19 protein-coding genes are annotated in these 19,424 nt (G+C 72.6%); 7 read left to right on the forward strand and 12 right to left on the reverse strand.

From position 1 onward, the window contains the following. Positions 1 to 106 precede the first annotated feature (106 nt). From ACLJPY_RS00495 to ACLJPY_RS00505, 3 genes are read left to right on the forward strand one after another with little or no spacing between them, the layout of a single operon-like run. Positions 107 to 616 (forward strand): hypothetical protein, encoded by a 510-nt coding sequence (locus ACLJPY_RS00495; RefSeq protein WP_410585948.1) that lies wholly within the window; start codon positions 107 to 109, stop codon positions 614 to 616. Positions 617 to 660: 44 nt separating this feature from the next. Further along, positions 661 to 1,791, forward strand: coding sequence for a glucose-6-phosphate dehydrogenase (locus tag ACLJPY_RS00500; RefSeq protein ID WP_410585949.1), 1,131 nt, complete (start codon positions 661 to 663; stop codon positions 1,789 to 1,791). Beyond that, entirely contained in the window at positions 1,788 to 3,593 is a 1,806-nt protein-coding gene (locus tag ACLJPY_RS00505) for a glycoside hydrolase family 15 protein (protein WP_410585950.1), read from the forward strand. Before ACLJPY_RS00500 ends, ACLJPY_RS00505 begins: the two co-directional genes overlap by 4 nt. Before the next feature lie 30 nt (positions 3,594 to 3,623). Here the strand turns inward: ACLJPY_RS00505 and yidD are convergent, their stop codons facing one another. Next, the gene (gene yidD / locus ACLJPY_RS00510; protein ID WP_410586432.1) at positions 3,624 to 3,908 is read right to left on the reverse strand and encodes a membrane protein insertion efficiency factor YidD; all 285 of its coding nucleotides are present in this window, start codon (positions 3,906 to 3,908) and stop codon (positions 3,624 to 3,626) included. Between the two features lie 700 nt (positions 3,909 to 4,608). Here yidD and ACLJPY_RS00515 point away from each other — a divergent pair. Next, entirely contained in the window at positions 4,609 to 4,947 is a 339-nt protein-coding gene (locus tag ACLJPY_RS00515; protein WP_410585951.1) for a MerR family transcriptional regulator, read from the forward strand. Between the two features lie 132 nt (positions 4,948 to 5,079). Here the strand turns inward: ACLJPY_RS00515 and ACLJPY_RS00520 are convergent, their stop codons facing one another. After that, a complete protein-coding gene (locus ACLJPY_RS00520) occupies positions 5,080 to 6,045 on the reverse strand; it encodes an Lrp/AsnC family transcriptional regulator (RefSeq protein ID WP_410585952.1) in 966 nt (321 codons plus the stop codon). Between the two features lie 116 nt (positions 6,046 to 6,161). Between ACLJPY_RS00520 and ACLJPY_RS00525 the strand changes: the two genes are divergently transcribed. Continuing rightward, positions 6,162 to 7,601, forward strand: a complete 1,440-nt coding sequence (locus tag ACLJPY_RS00525; RefSeq protein WP_410585953.1) for an FAD-dependent monooxygenase — start codon at positions 6,162 to 6,164, stop codon at positions 7,599 to 7,601. A 373-nt stretch (positions 7,602 to 7,974) separates the two neighbouring features. On the opposite strand, the gene ACLJPY_RS00530 is transcribed toward ACLJPY_RS00525, so the two are convergent. Genes ACLJPY_RS00530 through ACLJPY_RS00575 form a run of 10 tightly spaced genes read right to left on the reverse strand, consistent with a single transcriptional unit; the run spans position 7,975 to position 17,426 of the window. Next, positions 7,975 to 8,562 carry a carbonic anhydrase gene (locus ACLJPY_RS00530; protein ID WP_410585954.1) on the reverse strand — a complete coding sequence of 196 codons (588 nt, stop codon included), beginning with the start codon at positions 8,560 to 8,562 and terminating at the stop codon, positions 7,975 to 7,977. A gap of 20 nt (positions 8,563 to 8,582) precedes the next feature. Beyond that, positions 8,583 to 9,548 (reverse strand): GlxA family transcriptional regulator, encoded by a 966-nt coding sequence (locus tag ACLJPY_RS00535; protein WP_410585955.1) that lies wholly within the window; start codon positions 9,546 to 9,548, stop codon positions 8,583 to 8,585. A gap of 45 nt (positions 9,549 to 9,593) precedes the next feature. After that, entirely contained in the window at positions 9,594 to 10,643 is a 1,050-nt protein-coding gene (locus ACLJPY_RS00540) for an MSMEG_0565 family glycosyltransferase (protein WP_410585956.1), read from the reverse strand. Beyond that, positions 10,643 to 11,473, reverse strand: a complete 831-nt coding sequence (locus ACLJPY_RS00545) for a carbon-nitrogen hydrolase family protein (protein ID WP_410585957.1) — start codon at positions 11,471 to 11,473, stop codon at positions 10,643 to 10,645. The genes ACLJPY_RS00540 and ACLJPY_RS00545 overlap by 1 nt, the downstream gene beginning before the upstream one ends. After that, positions 11,474 to 12,304: a carbon-nitrogen hydrolase family protein gene (locus ACLJPY_RS00550; protein WP_410585958.1), complete on the reverse strand. Its 831-nt coding sequence runs from the start codon at positions 12,302 to 12,304 to the stop codon at positions 11,474 to 11,476. It abuts the gene before it with no gap. Continuing rightward, positions 12,301 to 13,671, reverse strand: coding sequence for an MSMEG_0567/sll0787 family protein (locus ACLJPY_RS00555; protein WP_410585959.1), 1,371 nt, complete (start codon positions 13,669 to 13,671; stop codon positions 12,301 to 12,303). Before ACLJPY_RS00555 ends, ACLJPY_RS00550 begins: the two co-directional genes overlap by 4 nt. Position 13,672: 1 nt before the next feature. Then, on the reverse strand, positions 13,673 to 14,743 hold the full coding sequence (locus tag ACLJPY_RS00560; protein WP_410585960.1) for an MSMEG_0568 family radical SAM protein: 1,071 nt from the start codon (positions 14,741 to 14,743) through the stop codon (positions 13,673 to 13,675). Between the two features lie 10 nt (positions 14,744 to 14,753). Further along, the gene (locus tag ACLJPY_RS00565) at positions 14,754 to 15,266 is read right to left on the reverse strand and encodes an MSMEG_0572/Sll0783 family nitrogen starvation response protein (protein ID WP_003073383.1); all 513 of its coding nucleotides are present in this window, start codon (positions 15,264 to 15,266) and stop codon (positions 14,754 to 14,756) included. 4 nt (positions 15,267 to 15,270) lie between these two features. Continuing rightward, the gene (locus tag ACLJPY_RS00570) at positions 15,271 to 16,107 is read right to left on the reverse strand and encodes an amidohydrolase family protein (protein WP_410585961.1); all 837 of its coding nucleotides are present in this window, start codon (positions 16,105 to 16,107) and stop codon (positions 15,271 to 15,273) included. Continuing rightward, positions 16,107 to 17,426, reverse strand: a complete 1,320-nt coding sequence (locus ACLJPY_RS00575) for an MSMEG_0569 family flavin-dependent oxidoreductase (RefSeq protein ID WP_410585962.1) — start codon at positions 17,424 to 17,426, stop codon at positions 16,107 to 16,109. The genes ACLJPY_RS00570 and ACLJPY_RS00575 overlap by 1 nt, the downstream gene beginning before the upstream one ends. A 255-nt stretch (positions 17,427 to 17,681) precedes the next feature. On the opposite strand from ACLJPY_RS00575, the gene ACLJPY_RS00580 reads away from it, so the two are divergent. Beyond that, a complete protein-coding gene (locus tag ACLJPY_RS00580; RefSeq protein WP_410585963.1) occupies positions 17,682 to 18,224 on the forward strand; it encodes an SRPBCC family protein in 543 nt (180 codons plus the stop codon). Then, complete coding sequence (locus tag ACLJPY_RS00585; protein ID WP_410585964.1) at positions 18,221 to 19,396, forward strand: zinc-dependent alcohol dehydrogenase; 1,176 nt, start codon at positions 18,221 to 18,223, stop codon at positions 19,394 to 19,396. The genes ACLJPY_RS00580 and ACLJPY_RS00585 overlap by 4 nt, the downstream gene beginning before the upstream one ends. The last annotated feature ends 28 nt before the right edge of the window (positions 19,397 to 19,424 follow it).

The raw sequence follows: 19,424 nt of genomic DNA on the forward strand, positions 1-19,424 counted from the left end.
CGGCCGGCGCCGGTGCGCACACCCGCGTCCCACGGTTTGGAGCACCCGGTTCGGGGTACTTGCGCAGTCCGCGACCATTGCGCACCCCGGACCATCGAGGACGAGCATGCCTGAGCCGACCACGCCCGAGCCACTGCCGGCCGAGCTGCGGGCGCTGGCCGCCGACGCCGAAGCGCTCGCGGCGCGGACCGCGGAGGTGGCCGCCCGCCTGCAGACCGCGCCCGACAGTCACCTGCAGCGCCTCGCCCGGCCCATCGCGAAGGCGACCCACGACCTGAGCGACTACACCGACGAGGTCGTCCGGACGGCCGAAGACCTGGCCCGGGTCCGGGTGGCCCGCGACCCCGGCCTGTGCGACGTCCCGTGGGGCGTCTGCCCGGCCCACGGCGTCACGCTGCACTCGAACGCAGGACGCGCCTGGTGCACCGATCCCGGCTGCGCCGGCGCGTGGGACTACGACCGGCTGCACACCCCGTGCGCGGAGCCGGTCACCGCGGTGGTGACCGACCAGGACGGCGTGACCGCGAGGCTGTGCGCGGCCCACGCGCGGGACGCGAGCGACCGGCTGGCCGGCTGCACCTTCTCCCGCCTGGACCACCCCGGCTCCGACGACTGACCAGCCGGCCGACCGGCCGACCGCTACCGCGAAGGAAGTGCGCCATGTCCGTCGTCCTGGTGATCTTCGGTGCGACCGGTGACCTGGCCCGGCGCATGCTGTTCCCCGGCATCGGCCGCCTGCACCGGGACGGCCTCCTCTCCGACGGCTTCCGCGTGATCGGCACCGGGCGGCACTCCCCCGGCAGCGACGACGAGTTCCGCGACACGCTCGGCGACGCGATCCGCGGGTTCGAAGACCGGGTCTCGTTCGTCGTCTCCGACAGCGACGACGGCGCCGCCCTCGCGGCCGCCGTCCGGGAAGCGCGCGGCGAACTCGGTGACGGCAGCCGGACCCTCCTCTACCTTTCGGTGCCGCCCGCCGCGATGGGCCCGATGGTGCGGATGCTCGGCGACTCCGGCCTCGCCGAGGACGCCCGGCTGATCCTGGAGAAGCCGTTCGGGCACGACCTCGCGTCGGCGAAGGAGCTGAACGCGACCGTGCGCGGGGTCTTCCCCGAAGACCGCGTCTTCCGGATCGACCACTTCCTGGGCAAGACCGCGGTCCGGGAGCTGGCCGGCGTCGTCCCGGACGACGCCGCCGAGGTGCGCATCGACGTGCCCGAGGAGATCGGCATCGAGGGCCGCGGGTCGTTCATGGAGTCGACGGGGACCTTCCGGGACATGGTGCCGACGCACCTGTGCCAGGTGCTGGGCGTGCTCGCGGCGGGTCCCGGCGAGAAGAAGCTGGACGTCTTCCGCGCCCTGCGGCCGTTCGACCCCGAGCGGGCGGTGTTCGGCCAGTACGAGGGCTACCGCGAAGAAGACGACGTCGACCCTTACTCCGACAGCGAGACGTTCGTCGCGCTGGAGGCCTTCGTGGACGACGACCGCTGGCGCGGCGTGCCGTTCCTGCTGCGCACCGGCAAGGCCATGGCGGAGACGCGCATGAAAGTCTCCGCGGGCTCGCTGCGCGTCGACCTCACCGACGAGGACGAAGGCGAGCCGTACGCGCGCCTGCTGCTGGAGGCCATGCGCGGGGACCGGACGTGGTTCACCGGCGCCGACGAGGTGGAACGGCTGTGGGAGGTGTCCGCTCCGCTGCTCGAAACGCCGCCGGAAACCCAGCGCTACCCGCGGGGCTCGTGGGGCCCGCCGGCCGCGGACCGGCTGCTCGGCCGGGAGCAGGCCGGATGAGCGAGCGGTACCCGCCGATCGCCGAGCACGGGCTGATCGGCGACCTGCGCACGGCCGCCGTCGTCGGCACCGACGGCCGGATCGGCTGGTTCTGCGCGCCGCGGTTCGACTCCCCCAGCGTGTTCGGCGCCCTGCTCGACGCCGGCGACGGCGGTCATTGGGCGCTGCACCCGGTGTGCGAGGTGATCAACCGGCACCAGTTCTACATCCCCGACTCCAACATCCTCGTCACCCGGTTCCTGACCGAGGACGGCATCGTCGAGGTCCAGGACTTCATGCCGGTCCTGCGCCCGCGCGACACCGGGCACCGGCAGCGGCTGGTGCGCCGGGTCTTCAACGTCCGCGGCCGCATCCGGCTCACCACCGACGTCCGGCCGCGGTTCGACTACGCACGCGCGAACCACCGGCTCGAAACCACCGAGGACGGCGCCCGTTTCGACGGCGCCGGTCTGCGGCTCGGGTTGCGCACCTCGGTGCCGGTGAAGGAACACGACGGCGGCGTCACCGGCGAGTTCGAGCTGGGCCCCGGCGAAACCGCGCTGTTCGTGCTCGAGGTCCTGGACGGCGAAGCGCCGGCCGGCCCGCTCGAGGCCGAGCTCGAGGACCTGTTCCGCGCGACCGTGGCGTTCTGGCGGTCCTGGCTCGGCCAATCCACCTACACCGGCCGCTGGCGGGAGATGGTGCACCGGTCGGCGCTGCTGCTGAAGCTGCTGACGCACGAGCCGTCCGGCGCGATCATCGCCGCGCCGACGTGCGGGCTGCCCGAGCAGGTCGGCGGCGAACGCAACTGGGACTACCGGCACGTCTGGATCCGTGACGCGGCGTTCTCGCTGTATGCGTTGCTGCGCCTGGGTTTCACCACCGAAGCCGAGGACTTCTTCGGCTGGCTCACCCGCCGCTTCGACGGCCCGGGCGACGACGACCTCGGCCCGCTGCGGGTGATGTACACGATCGACGGCGAGCCGGCACGCGAAGAGGAAGTGCTCGACCACTGGGAAGGCTACCGCGGCTCGGCGCCGGTCCGGATCGGCAACGCGGCGGGCACGCAGCTCCAGCTGGACATCTACGGCGAGCTGATCGACTCGATCTACCTGTTCGACAAGTACGGCTCGGGGATCTCGTACGAGGCCTGGCACGCGCTGACCCGGGTGCTGGACTGGCTGCTCGACCACTGGGACCAGCCGGACCAGGGCATCTGGGAGACGCGGGCGGGCCGCCAGGACCACACGTTCTCCCGGCTGATGTGCTGGGTGGCGATCGAGCGCATGGTGCGGGTGGCCCGCCGCCGCGGCCTGCCGGCCGACCTCACGCGCTGGACGAGCGTCCGCGACGAGATCCACGAACAGATCCAGACGCGCGGCTGGAGCGAGGCCGACGAGAGCTTTTCGCGTCAGTACGGCGAATTCGTCCCGGACGCGTCACTGCTGCTGATGCCGCTGGTGAAGTTCTGCGTCCCGACCGACCCGCGGTTCACCTCGACGCTGCGGGCGATCGAGCGGACGCTGGTGGTGGACAGCTTGGTGTTCCGCTACGACGCCGCCCAGGCCCCGGACGGCGTGGACGGCGACGAAGGGACGTTCTCGATCTGCTCGTTCTGGTACGTGGAGGCGCTGGCCCGCACCGGCCGCGTCGAGGAGGCGCGGCTGGCGCTGGAGAAGGTGTTCACCTACGCCAACCACGTCGGCCTCTACGCCGAGCAGATCGGCCTGACCGGCGACCAGCTGGGCAACTTCCCGCAGGCCTTCACCCACCTGTCGCTGATCAGCTCGGCGATCAACCTGGACCGCGCGCTCGGCGGCTGAGACCGCGGGTCGGTGCCTGTGGCAGGCCGGTCACCGGGGCACCGGGTCGTGGCCGCGGGGGCCGCCGGGACGGCAGCGGATCAGCCGGCGGACGGTGAGCCCGCCGCCGCGGACGGCGCCGTGGCGGGTCAGCGCCTCGACGGCGTACGCCGAGCAGCTGGGCGAGAAGCGGCAGCACGGCGGGCGGCGGGCGCTCACCTCGCGCTGGTACACCCGGACCGCCGCGACCAGCACGTCGGCCACGCTCCGGCGCCCGGTGCCGCGACGCAGGATCGGCCCCGACGCCACGAGCAGGTGCGGCAGCGACAGGACCATGACCCACAGACAGTTGTCGTCACAGGTCTCGCCGATGCAGCAGCCCGCATCGAGCAGGCAGGCGTCGCGCACGCAGGAGCTCCCCGCCGGCCGGCGGCGGTAGGGCGGCGGGCCCCAGTCCCGCCGGTCGTCGTACCAGCGGCCGGACCGGTCGTAGGGTCTGCGGCGTCTGAAGAATCCCATGGCTGGGGATATCCGCTTTCACCCGATCGAACCTCGGCTTCGGCACCTGCCGGTACTGCCTCATCGGACGCGCCCGACACGCCGGAGAAAATCTGTGCTACCGGAAGTAGACATGCGGGGGCGGCTGTGGGTAGTCTTCTGGTCGTAGCGAGAGAGACAAGGTCAAGCAGGCGCGGGAGAGGACGTAACTACCCGCGAGGTGAGACAAGCAAGTGCAGTACGTGTAGTCGAAGTAGCAGTTGCAGTACCCGGTAAGTGGAAACACAGGAAAGAAGGGAAGGGAACCATCATTGGATCGCCCGCAGCGGCTCGGTAGCGCCGCGCGGGTGCCGCAGTCCCATCGAGTTCGGAGGTGGTGCTCGGTCACGAATGAGCGATCCCCGCGAAACCCGGCTTCGAGCCGGACGCGGGTGCAGGACGCCGGCGGTCGCGCCGGTCGACGATGATGCCAACCCAACCCTTGCGGACCCCGGGTGCCTTGCACGGCACCCGGGGTCCTTTGTGACCCGGAGGTGGAATGATTCCTGACCAACAAGGACCGGCCACGCCCAGCGCGGCCGGCAAGTTCGACGACGAGCACTACCCCGGCTACACCATGGGCCGCGCCGCGGACATGCTCGGCACCACCCAGGGGTTCCTGCGCAGCCTCGACGAGGCCGGCCTGATCACCCCGCAACGCTCCGCCGGCGGACACCGCCGCTACTCCCGGCACCAGCTGCGCCTGGCCGCCCGCGTGCGGGAACTGGTCGACCAGGGCACCGCCATCGACGCCGCCTGCCGCATCGTCACCCTCGAAGACCAGCTCCACGAAGCCCAGCGCCGCAACCGGTCCCAGGACCTCAACACCGTCGACTGACCCGGCACGCGGCCGCCGCGCCGCGTGCCCGGACCTCCCCGGCCAATCGGTCAGGACGGACGACCGACCTTCGCCGTGGCGCCGTCGATGCTCTGCTGCCGTAACCGCGGGTCCCCGCACGTCCGGCGCGCGCTACACCCGGTTCGCCGCCTGCTTGACGGTTTTGATCACCGGCGCGGTCTCGATGTGGGCGATCGCCGGCAGCGCGGCGACCCGGGTGGTCAGGTACCGGTACAACGCCCGCTGGTTCGCGCACACCACGCTGGCGTACAGGTTCGTCGGCCCGGTCGTGGCGGCGGCGAACGCGATCTCCTGGTGGCCGGCCAGTGCCGCTCCGGCCTCTTCCAGGTGCGCGGGGGCGACCGACAGCCAGAGCAGGGTTCGCGAGCCGACACCGAACATGCTGCCGTCGACGTCGATGTCCAGGTACAGCACCCCGTGTTCGCGCAGCTCGGTCATCCGGCGCCGGACCGTCGTCGGGGACCAGCCGGTCACCGCGGCCAGCCGCTCGAGCTCGGCTCGGCCGTCGGTGGCCAGCGCGGCGAGGAGCCTGCGATCGCCGTCGTCGAGCCGCACCGGCCCCGGTCGATGGGACACCGGCGGCGGACGCAGCCGTTCGATCGCCTCCTCGTCCAACGACCCGAGCTTGGCGACCAGGCTGTCCGGGCCGCCGTAGAACGCGTGCAGCACGGAGTGCGCGGTCACGCCCTCCACGCGGGGAGTGCGCGGCAGCTTCGCCAGCAGCAGCGCCTCGCTGTCGGCTTCGCTTTCGGTGCGGACCGTGCAGGTGATCTCCGTGCCTCCGGAGGAAATGCTCACCCACGACGTGTCGGGACGCCGGGCGAGTGCTTCGGCGACCGGGATCGACGCCGCGGGCGCGCAGCGCACCCGCAGGAACCACAGGACCGCGCCCAGTGCGGTGGGGTCGACCCCACCGAGCACCCGTACCACCCCGGCCGACCGCAACCGGGCGTACCGGCGGGCGACGGTGCGGTCCGCAACGCCGAGGACCTCGGCGATCGTGCTGAAGGGGGCCCGGCCGTTGACCTGCAGGGCGTGCACGAGCCGGCGGTCCAGCTCGTCGTAGTCGGATTCCACCGCCCCAAGGCTAATCCGCGTCGGATAGCGGCTCGATCCGGGCCGGTTCTGGCGGAACTGCGCCGAAGGGCGGAGCGTTGCCCTCGTTCAGATCGACACAACCAGGGGGAGAACCCATGGACACCGAGGTGCTCGTCGTCGGCGCGGGCCCGACCGGCATGGTGCTGGCCAACGAACTGCGGGTGGCGGGCGTGCCGTCCGTGCTGGTCGACAAGCTGCCGCAGCGCAGCACGTTGTCGAAGGCGGGCGGCGTGCAGTCCCGCACGCAGGAAGCGTTCGACCAGCGCGGCCTGCTGGAACCGTTGCTGGCCACCGGGGACTTCCCGGCCGGCACCGCACACTTCGCCGGGATCACGCTTCCGCTCACCCGGAGCCGGCACCGCCACCCGTGGCGGTCGGTTCCGCAGGTGGTGATCGAAGGCTTCCTCGAGCGGCATCTCGCCGGCCACGGGATCCCCGTGCGGCGCGGCCACGAGCTGACCGGCCTGGCCCAGGACGAGAACGGGGTCACCGCGACCTTCGCCGGCGGCGGAGTCATCCGCTCCCGTTACCTCGTCGCGGCCGACGGCGGCCACAGCACGGTGCGGTCGCTGCTGGGGGCCGCGTTCCCCGGCAGGCCCGGCACGATGACCACGGTCGCCGCCGACGTGCGGCTGAGCGGCCACGACCGGACGGTGACGCACGACCGGAGCGAAGACGGGCACTGGGCGTCGGTGTTCCCGCTCGGCACCGACTCCGGGGGCAGGCCGCTGTGGCGGCTCGCACTGGGCGGGCCGGGCCGGTCACTGTCCCGGGAGGTCCCGGTCACCGAGGACGAGATCCGCGCCGGGCTGCGGGCCGTCTTCGGCGCCCGGGTGCAGCTGCTCGAACTGTGTTACGCCCGCCGCATCACCAACGCGGCCCGGCAAGCCGCGCAGTACCGGCACGGACGGGTGTTCCTGGCCGGCGACGCCGCCCACGTCCACCTGCCGATCGGCGCGCAGGGCATGAACACCGGGATCCAGGACGCGTTGAACCTCGGGTGGAAGCTCGGCGCCGCGGTGCGGGGCTGGGCGCCGGAGCACCTGCTCGACACCTACCACACCGAACGCCACCCGGTGGCGGCCACCGTGCTGCGCAACGTCCAGGCGCAGAGCCTGCTGATGGACCAGCAGGGCACCGGCGACCCGGACCTGACGGCCACCAAGGACCTGTTCGCCGCGCTCACGCAACTGCGGGACGTGCAGTACCACCTCGACGACGTGCTGTCCGGGATGGGCATCCGCTACGCGATGCCGGGCACCGAGGACCAGCCGCTCGCCGGCCTGCCCGCGCCGGACGTGGACCTCGGCCCGGTCCGGTCGCACGAGCTGCTGCGGCACGGCCGTGGCGTGCTGATCGACCCGCTCGACCGGTTCGCCAAGGTCGCCGCGCTCTGGCCGGACCGGGTCGACCGCGCGGGTCAGGGCGCCGACACCGAGCCGATGCTCGTCCGCCCGGACGGGTACGTGTGCTGGGCGGGCAACGCGGACGACCTCGAGCCGGCACTCGGCCACTGGTTCGGCGAGCCGCACTGATCACCGGCGGCCGGTGCTGCCGAACGGCCGCACCGGCCGCCGAACGCGTCGACCTCGATTCACGCCGTTGCCTTCCGAGCCTCGGCTGTTGTCGACATGGTGACACCGTGGTCCAGGGCCGCTGCTCGAAGGTGGCGCGGTACGGCTTCGGCGCGATGATCGGGCACCCGCGGCTTCGACCTCACGCCGAGCCGGTACCGGTCCGCCTGCTTCCGGCCGCCCGGTCCCGATCGGCGAACCACCGTCTGCGCCGAAGTACGGCAGCAGGTGGCAACCTGGCAGGACCTCGTACGGCCCGGTGAAGTCGATCTGGTCCAGTCCGTCGAAGAGGAGCGCGCCGATCCTCAGTGGACGGTGGCCGGTCGTCCCCGGCCTACCGGGACCGCGGTGCGACGAGCTGCTCGATGCGGCCGGTCTTCACGTCGTAGCGGTAGCCGGAGACCTTGATCCGTCCCGACACGGCCGGCGCGTCGAGGATCGCCTGCACGTCGGCCGGGACGGTGTCCGCCGGCTCGACGACGGCGGTCTCGCGGAGCACCTCGTCGTCGAAGCCACGGGCGGTGAAACCCTTGCGCAGCTCCGGATCGGCCATCAACGCCGAACCGCAGTCCGTGTGGTGGACGACCGCGATCTCGAACCACTCCGCGTCCGGGGTCTTGGTCTCGTGCAGGTAGCTGATCCACGCCAGGTCGTCGAGGAAGGACCGGTTCGCCCGGCCGCCGACCGTGCGGGCGACGATGGCGTCCCCGAGCGCGAGCCCCATGGTGGCCGCCGGGTCCACCCGGGGGTCGATGCAGGTGAGGATGTAGACCTGCTTGTTCGGCAGGAACGGGATGGCCGGCACCTTGTCCTTGGCGTCGGTCCCGGCGAAGCGCGCGTTGTTGTCCAGCAGTTGCGTGAAGTTGCCCATGCCTCCAGCCTGCTGGCCCGGCGGGGCTCCGGCCAGGGGCAGGACTGCCACTTGGCGAAAGGCTTCGGCCACTACGACGCGCCGAGCGGCTCCCCCGCCGCGCGCGACTTCCGGTAGGCGGTCGGCGTCGTCCCGAGCTGCCGCGCCATGTGCAGGCGCAGGTTCGCCGCGGTGCCCAGCCCGGTGCGCTCCGCGATGTCCTCGACCGGCAGCGGGGTCGACTCGAGCAGCCGCTGCGCTTCCAGCAGCCGCTGGGTGGCCAGCCAGCGCATCGGGGTCATGTCCGTCCGGGCGCGGAACTTGCGCGCGAAGCTGCGTTCCGGCATCCCCGCGTGCCGGGCCAGCTGGGCGACGGTCAGCGGCCGGTGCATCTCGCCGACCATCCACCCGAACGTCGCGGACAGGCCGTCGTCTTCGCTGACCTGGCTCGCGAACTGCGCCTGCCCGCCGGGCCGGTGCGCCGCGACCACCATGTAGCGGGCGACCCGGGAGGCCGCCGCCGCGCCGTGGTCCTGCCGGATCATGTGCAGGCACAGGTCGATCCCGGCGGAGAGGCCGGCGCTGGTCAGCAACCGTCCGTTGTCGACGTAGAGGACGCCCGGGTTGAGGCGAACCGCGGGGAACCGGCGCCGGAACTCGGCGGCCTCCCGCCAGTGCGTCGTCGCGACGTGGCCGTCGAGCAGACCCGTGGCGGCCAAGGCGAACGCCCCGATGCACACCGAGGCGATCCGCGCGCCGCGGTCGTACGCCGCCCGCAGGGCGGCCAGCACGTGCTCCGGCGGGTCCGCGAGCGGCCGGAACCCCGGCACGACGATCGTGTCGGCCCGCTCCAGCGCCTCCAGTCCACTTTCGACATCGATCGCGAACGGCGACTGGGTCGCCACGCGCCCCGGGCGCGGTGTGCAGACGTCGAACCGGTAGAGGTCCGACTGCTCCTGGTGCCCGAAGGCCTGGGCGGCGATGGCGAGGTCGAAGGTGATCACCCCGGGCAGCACCAGCGCGACCACGCGGTGCGGATCGGGTCGGGTCGAGCGCATGGGTCCGAGTATCCCACTCCGGCCACCCGCCGGACTGACCCGCGATCAGCCCGCCGCCGCGAGCCCTCGGTAGAACGTGCGGTGCGCTTCGGCGGCCGCCGCCCACGTGTACCGCCGCGCCAATGCCTGGCCGGGTGCCGGGTCGACGCCCTGGAGGGCCGCCCGCAGCTCGCGGGCGAAGCCGGGTGGGTCGGCGGCGAACCGCACCGCTCCGCCGAAGACCTCGCGCAGCACCGGCAGGTCGCGCGTGACCACCGGCACGCCGGCGGCGAGGGCCTCCATCGCGGCCAGCCCGAAGCCTTCCTTGGTGGACGGGAACGCGAACACGGTCGCCGACGCCACGAGCGACGGCAGTTCGCCGTGCGCGACCGGGCCGAGCACGACCGGCGAGACGCCCAGCTCCGCCGCGCGTTTCTCCCAGCGGGTGCGGTAGTCGCGGTAGTCGAAGAGCGTTTCGCCGCCGGCGATGAGCAGGCGCAGGTCCGGCTCGGCCAGCAGTGCGTACGCCTCCAGCAGGTCGAGCGAGCCCTTGCGCGGCTCGATCCCGCCCACCGCGAGCACGTACCGGCCGCGGTCCGAGGTGCGTGGCGCGGTCGCGAAGCGGTCGTAGTCCACTCCGTTCGGGATCACCGTCGCCTCGATGCCCCAGCCGGCGCGGACCTCCGCCGCCACCGCGGCCGACACGCAGACGTGCGCGGACGGCCGGACGATCGCCCGCTCGTGGCAGGCCGCCAGCTCCGGCGTCGAGAAGGTGTCGAGGTGGTGGACCGTGCGGACGCAGCGGTCGACGGCGTTCGCGCTGATGCAGTCCTGCGCGTGCACGACGTCGTAGGCGTCCGGCGTGAACGCCTCGCGCAGCACGGCGATCGAGCGCAGGATGCGCTCCCCCACCGATTCGCCCGGCTCGTCCGGGAACGGCACGATCGCCTGGCGCACCCGCGGATCCACCGGCCGGAAGAACCCCGCGTCCCCGCCGCGGCCGAGCGTCCACACGGTGACGTCTTCGCCGAGTTCCGCCAGCGCCTCGGCCAGCGCGAGCGTGTGCACGACCCCGCCGCGGGGCTTGGTGGAGTAGCTCAGCAGGGCGATGCGCATCAGGCCTCCCGGTACACCGACGGTTTCCGCTCCCCCAGGTGGTGCAGCACGCGCCGGGCGTTGGCGATCTCCTGCGCGATGTCCAGCTCGGCCACCGCGATGCCGGCCTTGGACCAGGTCCGCGCCAGGATCTCCCCGCCGGGCCCGACGACCTTGGCCTGGCCGAGGAACCGCATCCCGCCCATCGCGCCGGTCTGGTTGGACGAGACGAGCACGACCTGGTTCTCCGCCGCCCGCGCCTGGTCGTAGAGGTCGAACAGCCGGGATTGGCGGTCCTGGGCCATCCGCGGCGCGCGGTTGGTGATGCTGGTCGGCCACGCGCTGAGGCAGGCGAGCACTTCGGCGCCGCCGACCGCCAGCGTGCGGGCCGCCTCGGGGAACGTCTTGTCGTAGTCGATCAGCATCCCCAGCCGCCCGACCGGCGTGTCGAACGCGGTGAACTCGTCACCCGGTGCGTAGGCGACGCTCTCCCCCGGCGGCTGGTGGACCTTGCGGTGCCGGCCGAGCACGCCGTCGCCGGTGACGCAGACCGCCGAGTTGTAGCGCCGCGGCCCGTCCGCCTCGCAGTAGCCGACGCAGACGACCATCTCCCCGGCCAGCGAGCGGATCGTCTTCAGCTCCGCGCAGTCGGGGTCGAGCGCCGGGGGCAGGGCGTCCGGGTCGGGGTGGCGCAGGTCGGCGAGGTACCCGCCGAGCGCCGCGTCCGGCAGCACCAGCAGCGCCGCGCCGGACGAGCGCGCGTGGTCGATCAGCGTCGCGATGCGCTGCAGGTCGAAGCCGAGGTCGCGGCCGAAGTGCGCGGCCACGGCGGCGATGCGGATCTGCCCCATTCACGGGACACTAACCGGGTAGGCGTCGGGCCGTCTGTCCGCCAGGTGTCCCATCGAGCGCCGGGCGGTGGCCAGCGCCGCCGGCACGTCGAGTTCGGCGATCGCCATGCCCTCGGCGACGCCGGTGTCGGCGAGGACCTCCCCGCCGGGGTCGACGACCTTCGCGCTCGCGACGAACCGCAGGTCGCCGAAGGTGCCGGACTGGTTGGCCGAGAGCCAGACGATCTGGTTCTCCAACGCGCGGGCCCGGTCGAACAGGTCGAACCGGCGTTTCCAGCGGTCCTGCGCGAGGTCGGCGGCCGGGCTGGTCCGGCTGCCGGGCCAGGCGGACACGCAGACGACGATCTCGGCGCCGTCGAGGGCCAGCGCCCGCGCGGATTCGGGGAACGCCTTGTCGTAGCAGATCAGCATGCCCAGCCGCCCGACCGGGGTGTCGAACGCGGCGAACCCGCGGCCGGCGCCGTAGCTGGCGTTTTCGGCCAGGGGCTGGTGGACCTTGCGGTGGTGCCCGAGGACGCCGTCGCCGCTGACGCACACGACGGAGTTGTACCGGCGGCCGCCGTCGAGCTCGCAGTAGCCCGCCGTGACGACGAGGTCGCCGGCCAGCGCGGCCAGCCGCGCGATCTCGGGGCCGTCCGCGGCCAGCGCGGGCGGTCCTTCGGCGCCACCGTCGAGGTTGGCGAGGTAGCCGCCCAGCGCGGCCTCCGGCAGCGCCAGCAGCCGGACGCCCTCGGCCTTCGCCTCGCCGATCAGCTTTTCGATGCGGGCGAAGTCGCCTTCGAGGTCGCGGTCGAACGGAGCGGCGACCGCGGCCATCCTGAGTGTCGTCATGAGGTACCCAATCCGGTGACGCCACCCTCGATGGCGGTCGTCACCTCGCCGTCGGGCCAGCGCAGCGCGACACCGGCGCCGGTGGTCAGTTCGCCGCACGCGGCGGTGACCGCGGGCCCGGCCGGTGCCGGGGCGCCGGCGGTGAGCATCGCGAAACCCGGGAAACAGGTCAGCCAGTCCCCTGTGGACGCTCCGGGCGGCCGGGGCACCCGCTCGACGTCCAGCACCGCGCCGCAGCCCGACGCCTCGGCGAGCATGCCGAGGGTCCCGGCGACGCCGGCCATCGAGACGTCCTTGGCCGCGGCCGGTCGCGCCTCGGCCACCGAGCCGAGCAGGGCGCGCAGTTCGGACGTGCGGCGGAAGCTCGTCGAATCCCATTGCCGCCCGGTGTGGCCGGGCCGCCAGCCACCGCCGAGGTCGGCGGTCAGCCAGACGCGCTGCCCCGGCTTCCCGCCACCGCCGGGCACCGGGTCGCTCGTGCGGCCCAGCGCCGTGACCGACAGCGAAGCCGGGACGCCGAACTGCGTGTGCCCGCCGAGCACCGGCACGCCGTAGGCCTCGCTCGCCTTCCGCAGTCCGCTGAGGACACGGGCGGCGAAGGACGCGTCACGGGCGCCGAGCGCGTCGAGCAGCCCGGTGGGGGTGGCGCCCATCGCGGCCAGGTCGTTGAGGTTGACCAGCACCGAGCACCAGCCCGCCCACTCCGGGTCGCGTTCGACCATGGCCGGGATGATCGCGTCGCAGGCGGCGACGACGTCGGTGCCGGGCAGCGGGACGCCGTCGTCACCGACGAAGCCGGGGACGCCGGTCAGCCCGGGCAGCAGTGGCCCGAGGGCGGCCTTCGTCGCGCGGGCCAGCGCGGCGATCCGGCCGATCGGCCACCGCATCAGCACGTGGTCGTGGCCGGCGACGGTCACCGGCCGCACCCGCTGCCAGCCGAGCCGGGTGAACAGCCTTTCGGTGCGGGTCTGCACGGTCGCTTCGAACCGCAGCGCGCCTTCGGCCTCGGCCCGCGCACAGGCCGCGCGGATCAGCGCGGAGCCGATCCCGGGCGGTGACCCGGGTGCGACGACGAGGCGGCCGCCCCGCCACCAGCCGAGGTCGGGTCCGTCGGTGGCCGGGCCGAGCCGGACGCCGCCGAGCACCGCTCCCCCGGTGTCCCGCGCGACCAGCACGACCGTGCGGGGGTCGACGTCGTGCTCGTCGAGGTCGTGCCCCTCGAACAACCCCTGGCGGGCCACGAAAGCTTCGTGGCGCAGCACGCGGTACGCCGTCCGTCCACTGTGGTCGGCCTCGTCGAGGCGGAACGCCGGGCGGGCGGCGACGCTGCGGACGTCACCCAGCAGGGCGAGGATGTCGTGGTCCACGTCAGCCTCCCGCCGCGCTGAGCAGGCCGCAGGCGCCGCACGCGGCACAGCCGGCGCCCTGGTCGGCGCCCGTCATCCGGGCCGCGCGCAGCAGCGCCGCGACCCGGCCGGTGACGTCGGCGACCAGCCTCGGCGACGGTGCCGTGGCGCCGTCGCGGCGGGCGAGGGTGCCGAGCATCGGCCGCATCGGGACGACGAACGGGTAGACCCCGGCGTCGATGAGCCGTCCGGCGCCCGCGACCAGGTCGTCCGGGTCCTCGCCGAGCCCGATCAGCAGGTACGTCGAGACGCGGTTGCGGCCGAACACCCGGACCGCCTCCGCCCACGCGGCCTCGTACTCGGCCAGCGGCACGGTGGACTTGCCCGGCATCCAGCGCCGCCGGACGTCGTCGTCGAGGGACTCGACGTGGATGCCGATCGACGTGGCTCCGGCGTCGCGCAGCTCTTGGAGAATCCCGAGGTCGCCCGGTGGCTCGATCTGCACCTGGATGGGCAGGCCCGGCACCGCGTCGAGCACCGCACGGACGCACCGGACGAGGTGCCGGGCCCCGCGGTCCGGCCCGGCCGTGGTGCCGGTCGTCAGCACCATCTGCCGGACGCCGTCGAGCCGCACGGCCGCCTCGGCGACCTCCGCGAGCTGCTGCGGCGTCTTCGCGGCCACCGTCGATCCGGACCGCAGCGACTCTTCGATGGTGCAGAACCGGCAGCGCTGGTCCTCGACGTACCGGATGCACGTCTGCACGACGGTGGTCGCGAGGACGTCCTTCCCGTGCAGCAGCGCGATCTTGCGGTACGGGATCCCGTCCGAAGTGGACAGGTCGTAGAACCGGGGCCGGGCCACCGGCGTCACGCTGAGGCCGAGGTCGGCCGTCCCGCGGTGGATCCGGCCGTCGCGGACCTCGTACGGGCTGTCGTCGTTCAGCGGCAGGGTGGCGTTGGCACCGTCGACGACCAGGTGGCCGTCGTCGCTCGGCCCGGCGCCTTTGCTGCGCTGCACAGGTGCGTCCACGCGCACCCCGCGGACGGCGATGTCGGCGCGGGTGTCCAAGTCCTCTTCGATGCCAACGCGCACGAGCCGCTCCCTAGAACATGTAGGTGGAGTTGATGATGGCGCCCTTGCGCGCGTAGTGGATCAAGGCGTCCTGGACGTCCAGCGGGTGCGTCGGGATGACACCCTCGATGAGGTCCTCTTCGCGCGCGCCGTGCAGCGACAGCCCGAACCGGCAGCAATAGGCTTTACCGCCTTCGGAGATGAACGTCTTGAGCTGGTCGTTGATGTTCAGCTCACCCGGGAACGCCGCGTTGCCGGTCGTCGGGAAGCCGCGGGTGGCCAGGCAGTTCAGCGAACCCGGGCCGTAGAAGTAGATCGCCGCCTCGAAGCCCTTCCGCAGCGCGCGGGTCGCCTGCAGGATCGCCACGAAGCTCACCGACGACTCGTGCGCGATGCCGTGCACGAGCGTGAAGTAGCTCTGGCCGGGTTCGGCCTGGTAGTCCGGGAAGACCTTGGTCCCGCCGTACAGGTTGGAGCCCTGCGGCAGCGACGGGTGCGGGATCTCGTCGAGGCTGGTCTTCTCGGTCTCGGTCAGCTCTGCCATCGGTCTATTTCCCTTTCTTCGGTCCGTACAGCACGTCGAACGTGCCGCGGAAAACCAGGTCGGCGAGCTCGCCGTCGCCGGCCGCGGCGGCCAGCTTCGCGAGTTCGCCCTCGTGATCGCCCCACGGCTCGTCGGAGGCGAACAGCACGCGGTCGTGGCCGAGGCCGCGGCGCGAGATCTCCTCGACGAGCCAGCGCGGGGTGAAGCCGATCGCCCACGACAGGTCGGTGTAGACCTGCTTGCCGGCGGCGATCCAGTCGAAGAAGCGGCCGCCGACGAGCTTGATGTGCCCGCTCATCCCGCCGCCGAAGTGGACGAGGTGCAGCCTGACGTCGTCGGCGTAGACATCGACGAGCTTGCCGACCTCGTCGATGTCCGACGCCGTGCCCGGCGAGGTGTGGACGTGCACGACGAGGTCGTGCTCCCGCGCGGCGGCGAAGATCCGATCCAGCTGCGGCTTGCACGCCGGGTCGGAAGCCTTGCCGCCCAGCAGGAAGCTGAGCTTCAGCGCCCGCACGCCGTCTTCGCCCGCCAGTTTCAGCGCTTCCTCGGTCCGGTCGGCGTCTTCGGGGCGCGGGGACACCCAGAGCGCGGCGCTGATCCGGTCGTCCTTGCTCGCCGCTTCGACGCAGAGTTCGTTGAACGAGAAGGCGATCGCCGGGTCCGGTACGCCGTAGTTCGGGATGACCAGCGCGCGTTCGGTGCCTTCGCGGTCCAGATCGGACAGCAGTTCGCCGATCGTGGCCCGGCTGCCGATCGCCGGGGCGACCGGCGGGCCGCCGTAGAACGGGTACGCGGGCAGCACGCCCAGGTGCCGGTGGGCGTCGTTCGTCCAGCGCATCACGCGACCGTCCGCGGCGCGACCCAGTCGTCGTCGGCCGGGTAGGTGCTCACCGGCGTGCCGGAGAGCCACCGGACGTCCCCGCGGCCGCCGCCGGTGATCCGCCGGGCCAGGTACTCCGCGTCCGCGGCGACGCCGCAGAACCGGCCGGAGCCCCAGGTGTGCTGCCACGGCAAGCCGAGGAAATACAGGCCGGGGCAGCTGGTGACGCCGCGGTGGTGCGTGGGGTAGCCCCTGCCGTCGAACACCGGGACGTCGATCCAGCGGTGGTCGCGGCCGAAGCCGGTGCTCCAGACGACCGCGGAAAGCGCTTCCGCGGCGAGCGTCCGGGGCCCGTCTCCGGGCTCCCAGACCGGCTTGTACCGGTCCTCGTGCGGAGCGGCGATCCCGCGTTTCGCGATGTGGCCGTCGATGGAGTCTTTGATGCTCTCGGAGACGGCGTCGGCCGCGTCGAGGTTGCGGCGCAGGTCGCCGGCGAACTCCAGCCGCCCGTTGCGGACCCGTTCGAGGCGGCCGTAGAGCTGCATGCCCTGGACGGCGAACGCGCGCAGGTCGATGTCGTGCCCGCCGTCGCGGCCGGTGACGTAGTGGTTGGCGCGGAACCGCACCGCGTCGGCGTCGGCGAACTCCTCGATGCCCCGGGCGTAGTAGCCCATGTCGTCGAGCCAGGCGACGACGTCCCGGCCGCGGTAGCGCCGGGCCACCCGCGGCGCCGAGCCGACGGCCAGGTGCACCCGGCGGCCGGCCAGGTGCAGGTCCTCGGCGATCTGGCAGCCCGACTGCCCGGTGCCGACGACCAGCACCTCGCCGTCCGGCAGCTGCGCCGGGTTGCGGTACTCGGCCGAGTGCAGCTGGACGACGTGGTCCGGCAGCCGCTCGGCCAGCCGCGGTGTCAACGGCACCTGGTACGGGCCGGTGGCCACCACGACGTGGTCGGCGGTCAGCTCGCCGGCCGAGGTGGTGAGCCGGAAGCCGCCGCCGGGCAGCTGCCGCAGCCGCGTCGCGCCGACGCCCTCGTGCAGCGGGACGTCGAACGCTTTCACGTAGTTTTCGAGGTAGGCGACGATCTCGTCCCGGACCATGAACCCGTCCGGATCATCACCCGAGTAGGGGAACCCGGGCAGCCGGCACTGCCAATTCGGGGTCACCAGGCAGAAACTGTCCCAGCGGCGGGTCCGCCATTCGTGCCCCGCGCGCTCGCGTTCGAGCACCACGTGCTCGACCCCGGCGTCGGTCAGGCAGTGGGACATCGACAGTCCCGCCTGGCCGCCGCCGACCACGATCACCGGCCGGTGCAGGCCGTCGAGCTGGAAGGTCATGCCGATCAGTGCACCGGCCGCCGATTTCCGGACGGTTTCCCCCGGAACACCCGCGTGTTACCAGGCGGCCCCGGCGTGACAACTTTCCGCGCCGCCGCTTAACATCGCCGGCCGCCCGGGCCGCGACCGGCCGCGATCGTCCGGAGGGCCGGTGGGTTAGCCGGACCGCCGAGGGGTAGCCGCCCCCCGATCGGACCCGCCGCGCGCAACGACCCGAGCTCCGCGCGGACGGCCGGCACACGCAAAGGAGATCCCGTGGATCTGACCGCAGCGACCACCATCCGCAAACCACCGCCGGAGGTCTTCGCGTTCTGGCGCGACCTGGAGAACCTGCCCTCGTTCATGGCGCACCTCGAACAGGTCCGCACCACCGGTGACCGGACCAGCCACTGGACCGCCAGTGCCCCGTTCGGCCAGGACGTCGAGTGGGACGCGGAAATCACCGAAGAGACCCCCGGCGAGCGGATCGCGTGGCGTTCCACCGGGGAAGCCGCGGTACCCAACGCCGGCACCGTCTGGTTCACCCCCGCCCCCGACGGCGAGAGCACCGAAGTGAACGTCGTCCTGGCGTACGAAATCCCGGGCGGCGCGATCGGCAAGGCGGTCGCCAAGTACTACGGCGAGGAACCGCACCAGCAGCTCGACGACGACCTGCGCCGGCTCAAGCAGGTCCTGGAGACCGGCGAGGTCGTCCGGTCCGACGGCGCCCCGTGGGGCAAACGGGCCCGCAAGGAGTTCCCGCAGCGTCCGGCGCAGCCGCTGTCGGACGTCGAACTGGAGAAGGGAGCGGACGCATGAGGGCCACCACCTGGGCGGGCCGCAACAAGGTCGAGGTCCGCGACGTCCCGGACCCCAAGATCCTCAACCACCGCGACGCGATCGTCCGGATCACCTCCACCGCGATCTGCGGCTCGGACCTGCACCTGGTCGACGGGTACATCCCCACCATGCAGGACGGCGACGTCATGGGCCACGAGTTCATGGGCGAGGTCGTCGAGGTCGGCCCGGGCGTCGACCCGGGACGGCTGCGTGCCGGCGACCGGGTCGTCGTGCCGTTCCCGATCTCCTGCGGCGCGTGCGCCGCCTGCGCCGCCGGGTTGTACTCGTGCTGCGAGAACTCCAACCCCAACGCCGGGATCGCGGAGAAGATGTTCGGGCACCCGGTCGCCGGGATGTTCGGCTACTCGCACCTCACCGGCGGCTTCGCGGGTGGGCAGGCCCAGTACGCGCGGGTGCCGTTCGCCGACGTCGGTCCGATCAAGATCGAGGCGGACCTGACCGACGAACAGGTGCTGTTCCTCTCCGACATCCTGCCCACCGGCTACATGGGCGCCGAGATGTGCGACATCCGCTCCAGCGACGTCGTCGCGGTCTGGGGCGCCGGGCCGGTCGGCCAGTTCGCCATGGACAGCGCCCGGCTCCTGGGCGCGGCCAAGGTGATCGCCATCGACAAGGAGCCCTACCGGCTCCAGCTGGCCGAACAAGCGGGCCACATCCCGGTCAACTTCGACGAGGTCGACGTCCGGTCCACGCTGCTGGAGCTGACCGGTGGTCGCGGACCCGACAAGTGCATCGACGCGGTCGGGCTGGAAGCCACCCACGGCAGCGCGCACATCGCCGCCTACGACCGGATCAAGCAGGCCGTGCGCTCGGAGACCGAACGCCCGCACGCGCTGCGCCAGGCGATCCTCTCCTGCCGCAGCGGCGGCGTGGTCTCGGTGATCGGCGTGTACGGCGGCCTGCTGGACAAATTCCCCGCCGGTGCGTGGATGAACCGGTCACTGACCCTGCGGACCGGGCAGTGCCACGTGCAGCGCTACATGAAGCCGCTGCTGCAGCGCATCGAACGCGGCGAGCTCGACCCGACCCGCATCATCACCCACACCCTGCCGCTGGACGAGGCCGAACGCGGTTTCGAGCTCTTCAAGAACAAGCAGGACAACTGCGAAAAGGTCGTCCTCAAGCCCTGAGGCGGCACCTCGGCCGGTCACCGTGCTC

This window comes from Amycolatopsis sp. lyj-23 (assembly GCF_046549135.1).
Classification (GTDB): Bacteria; Actinomycetota; Actinomycetes; order Mycobacteriales; family Pseudonocardiaceae; genus Amycolatopsis.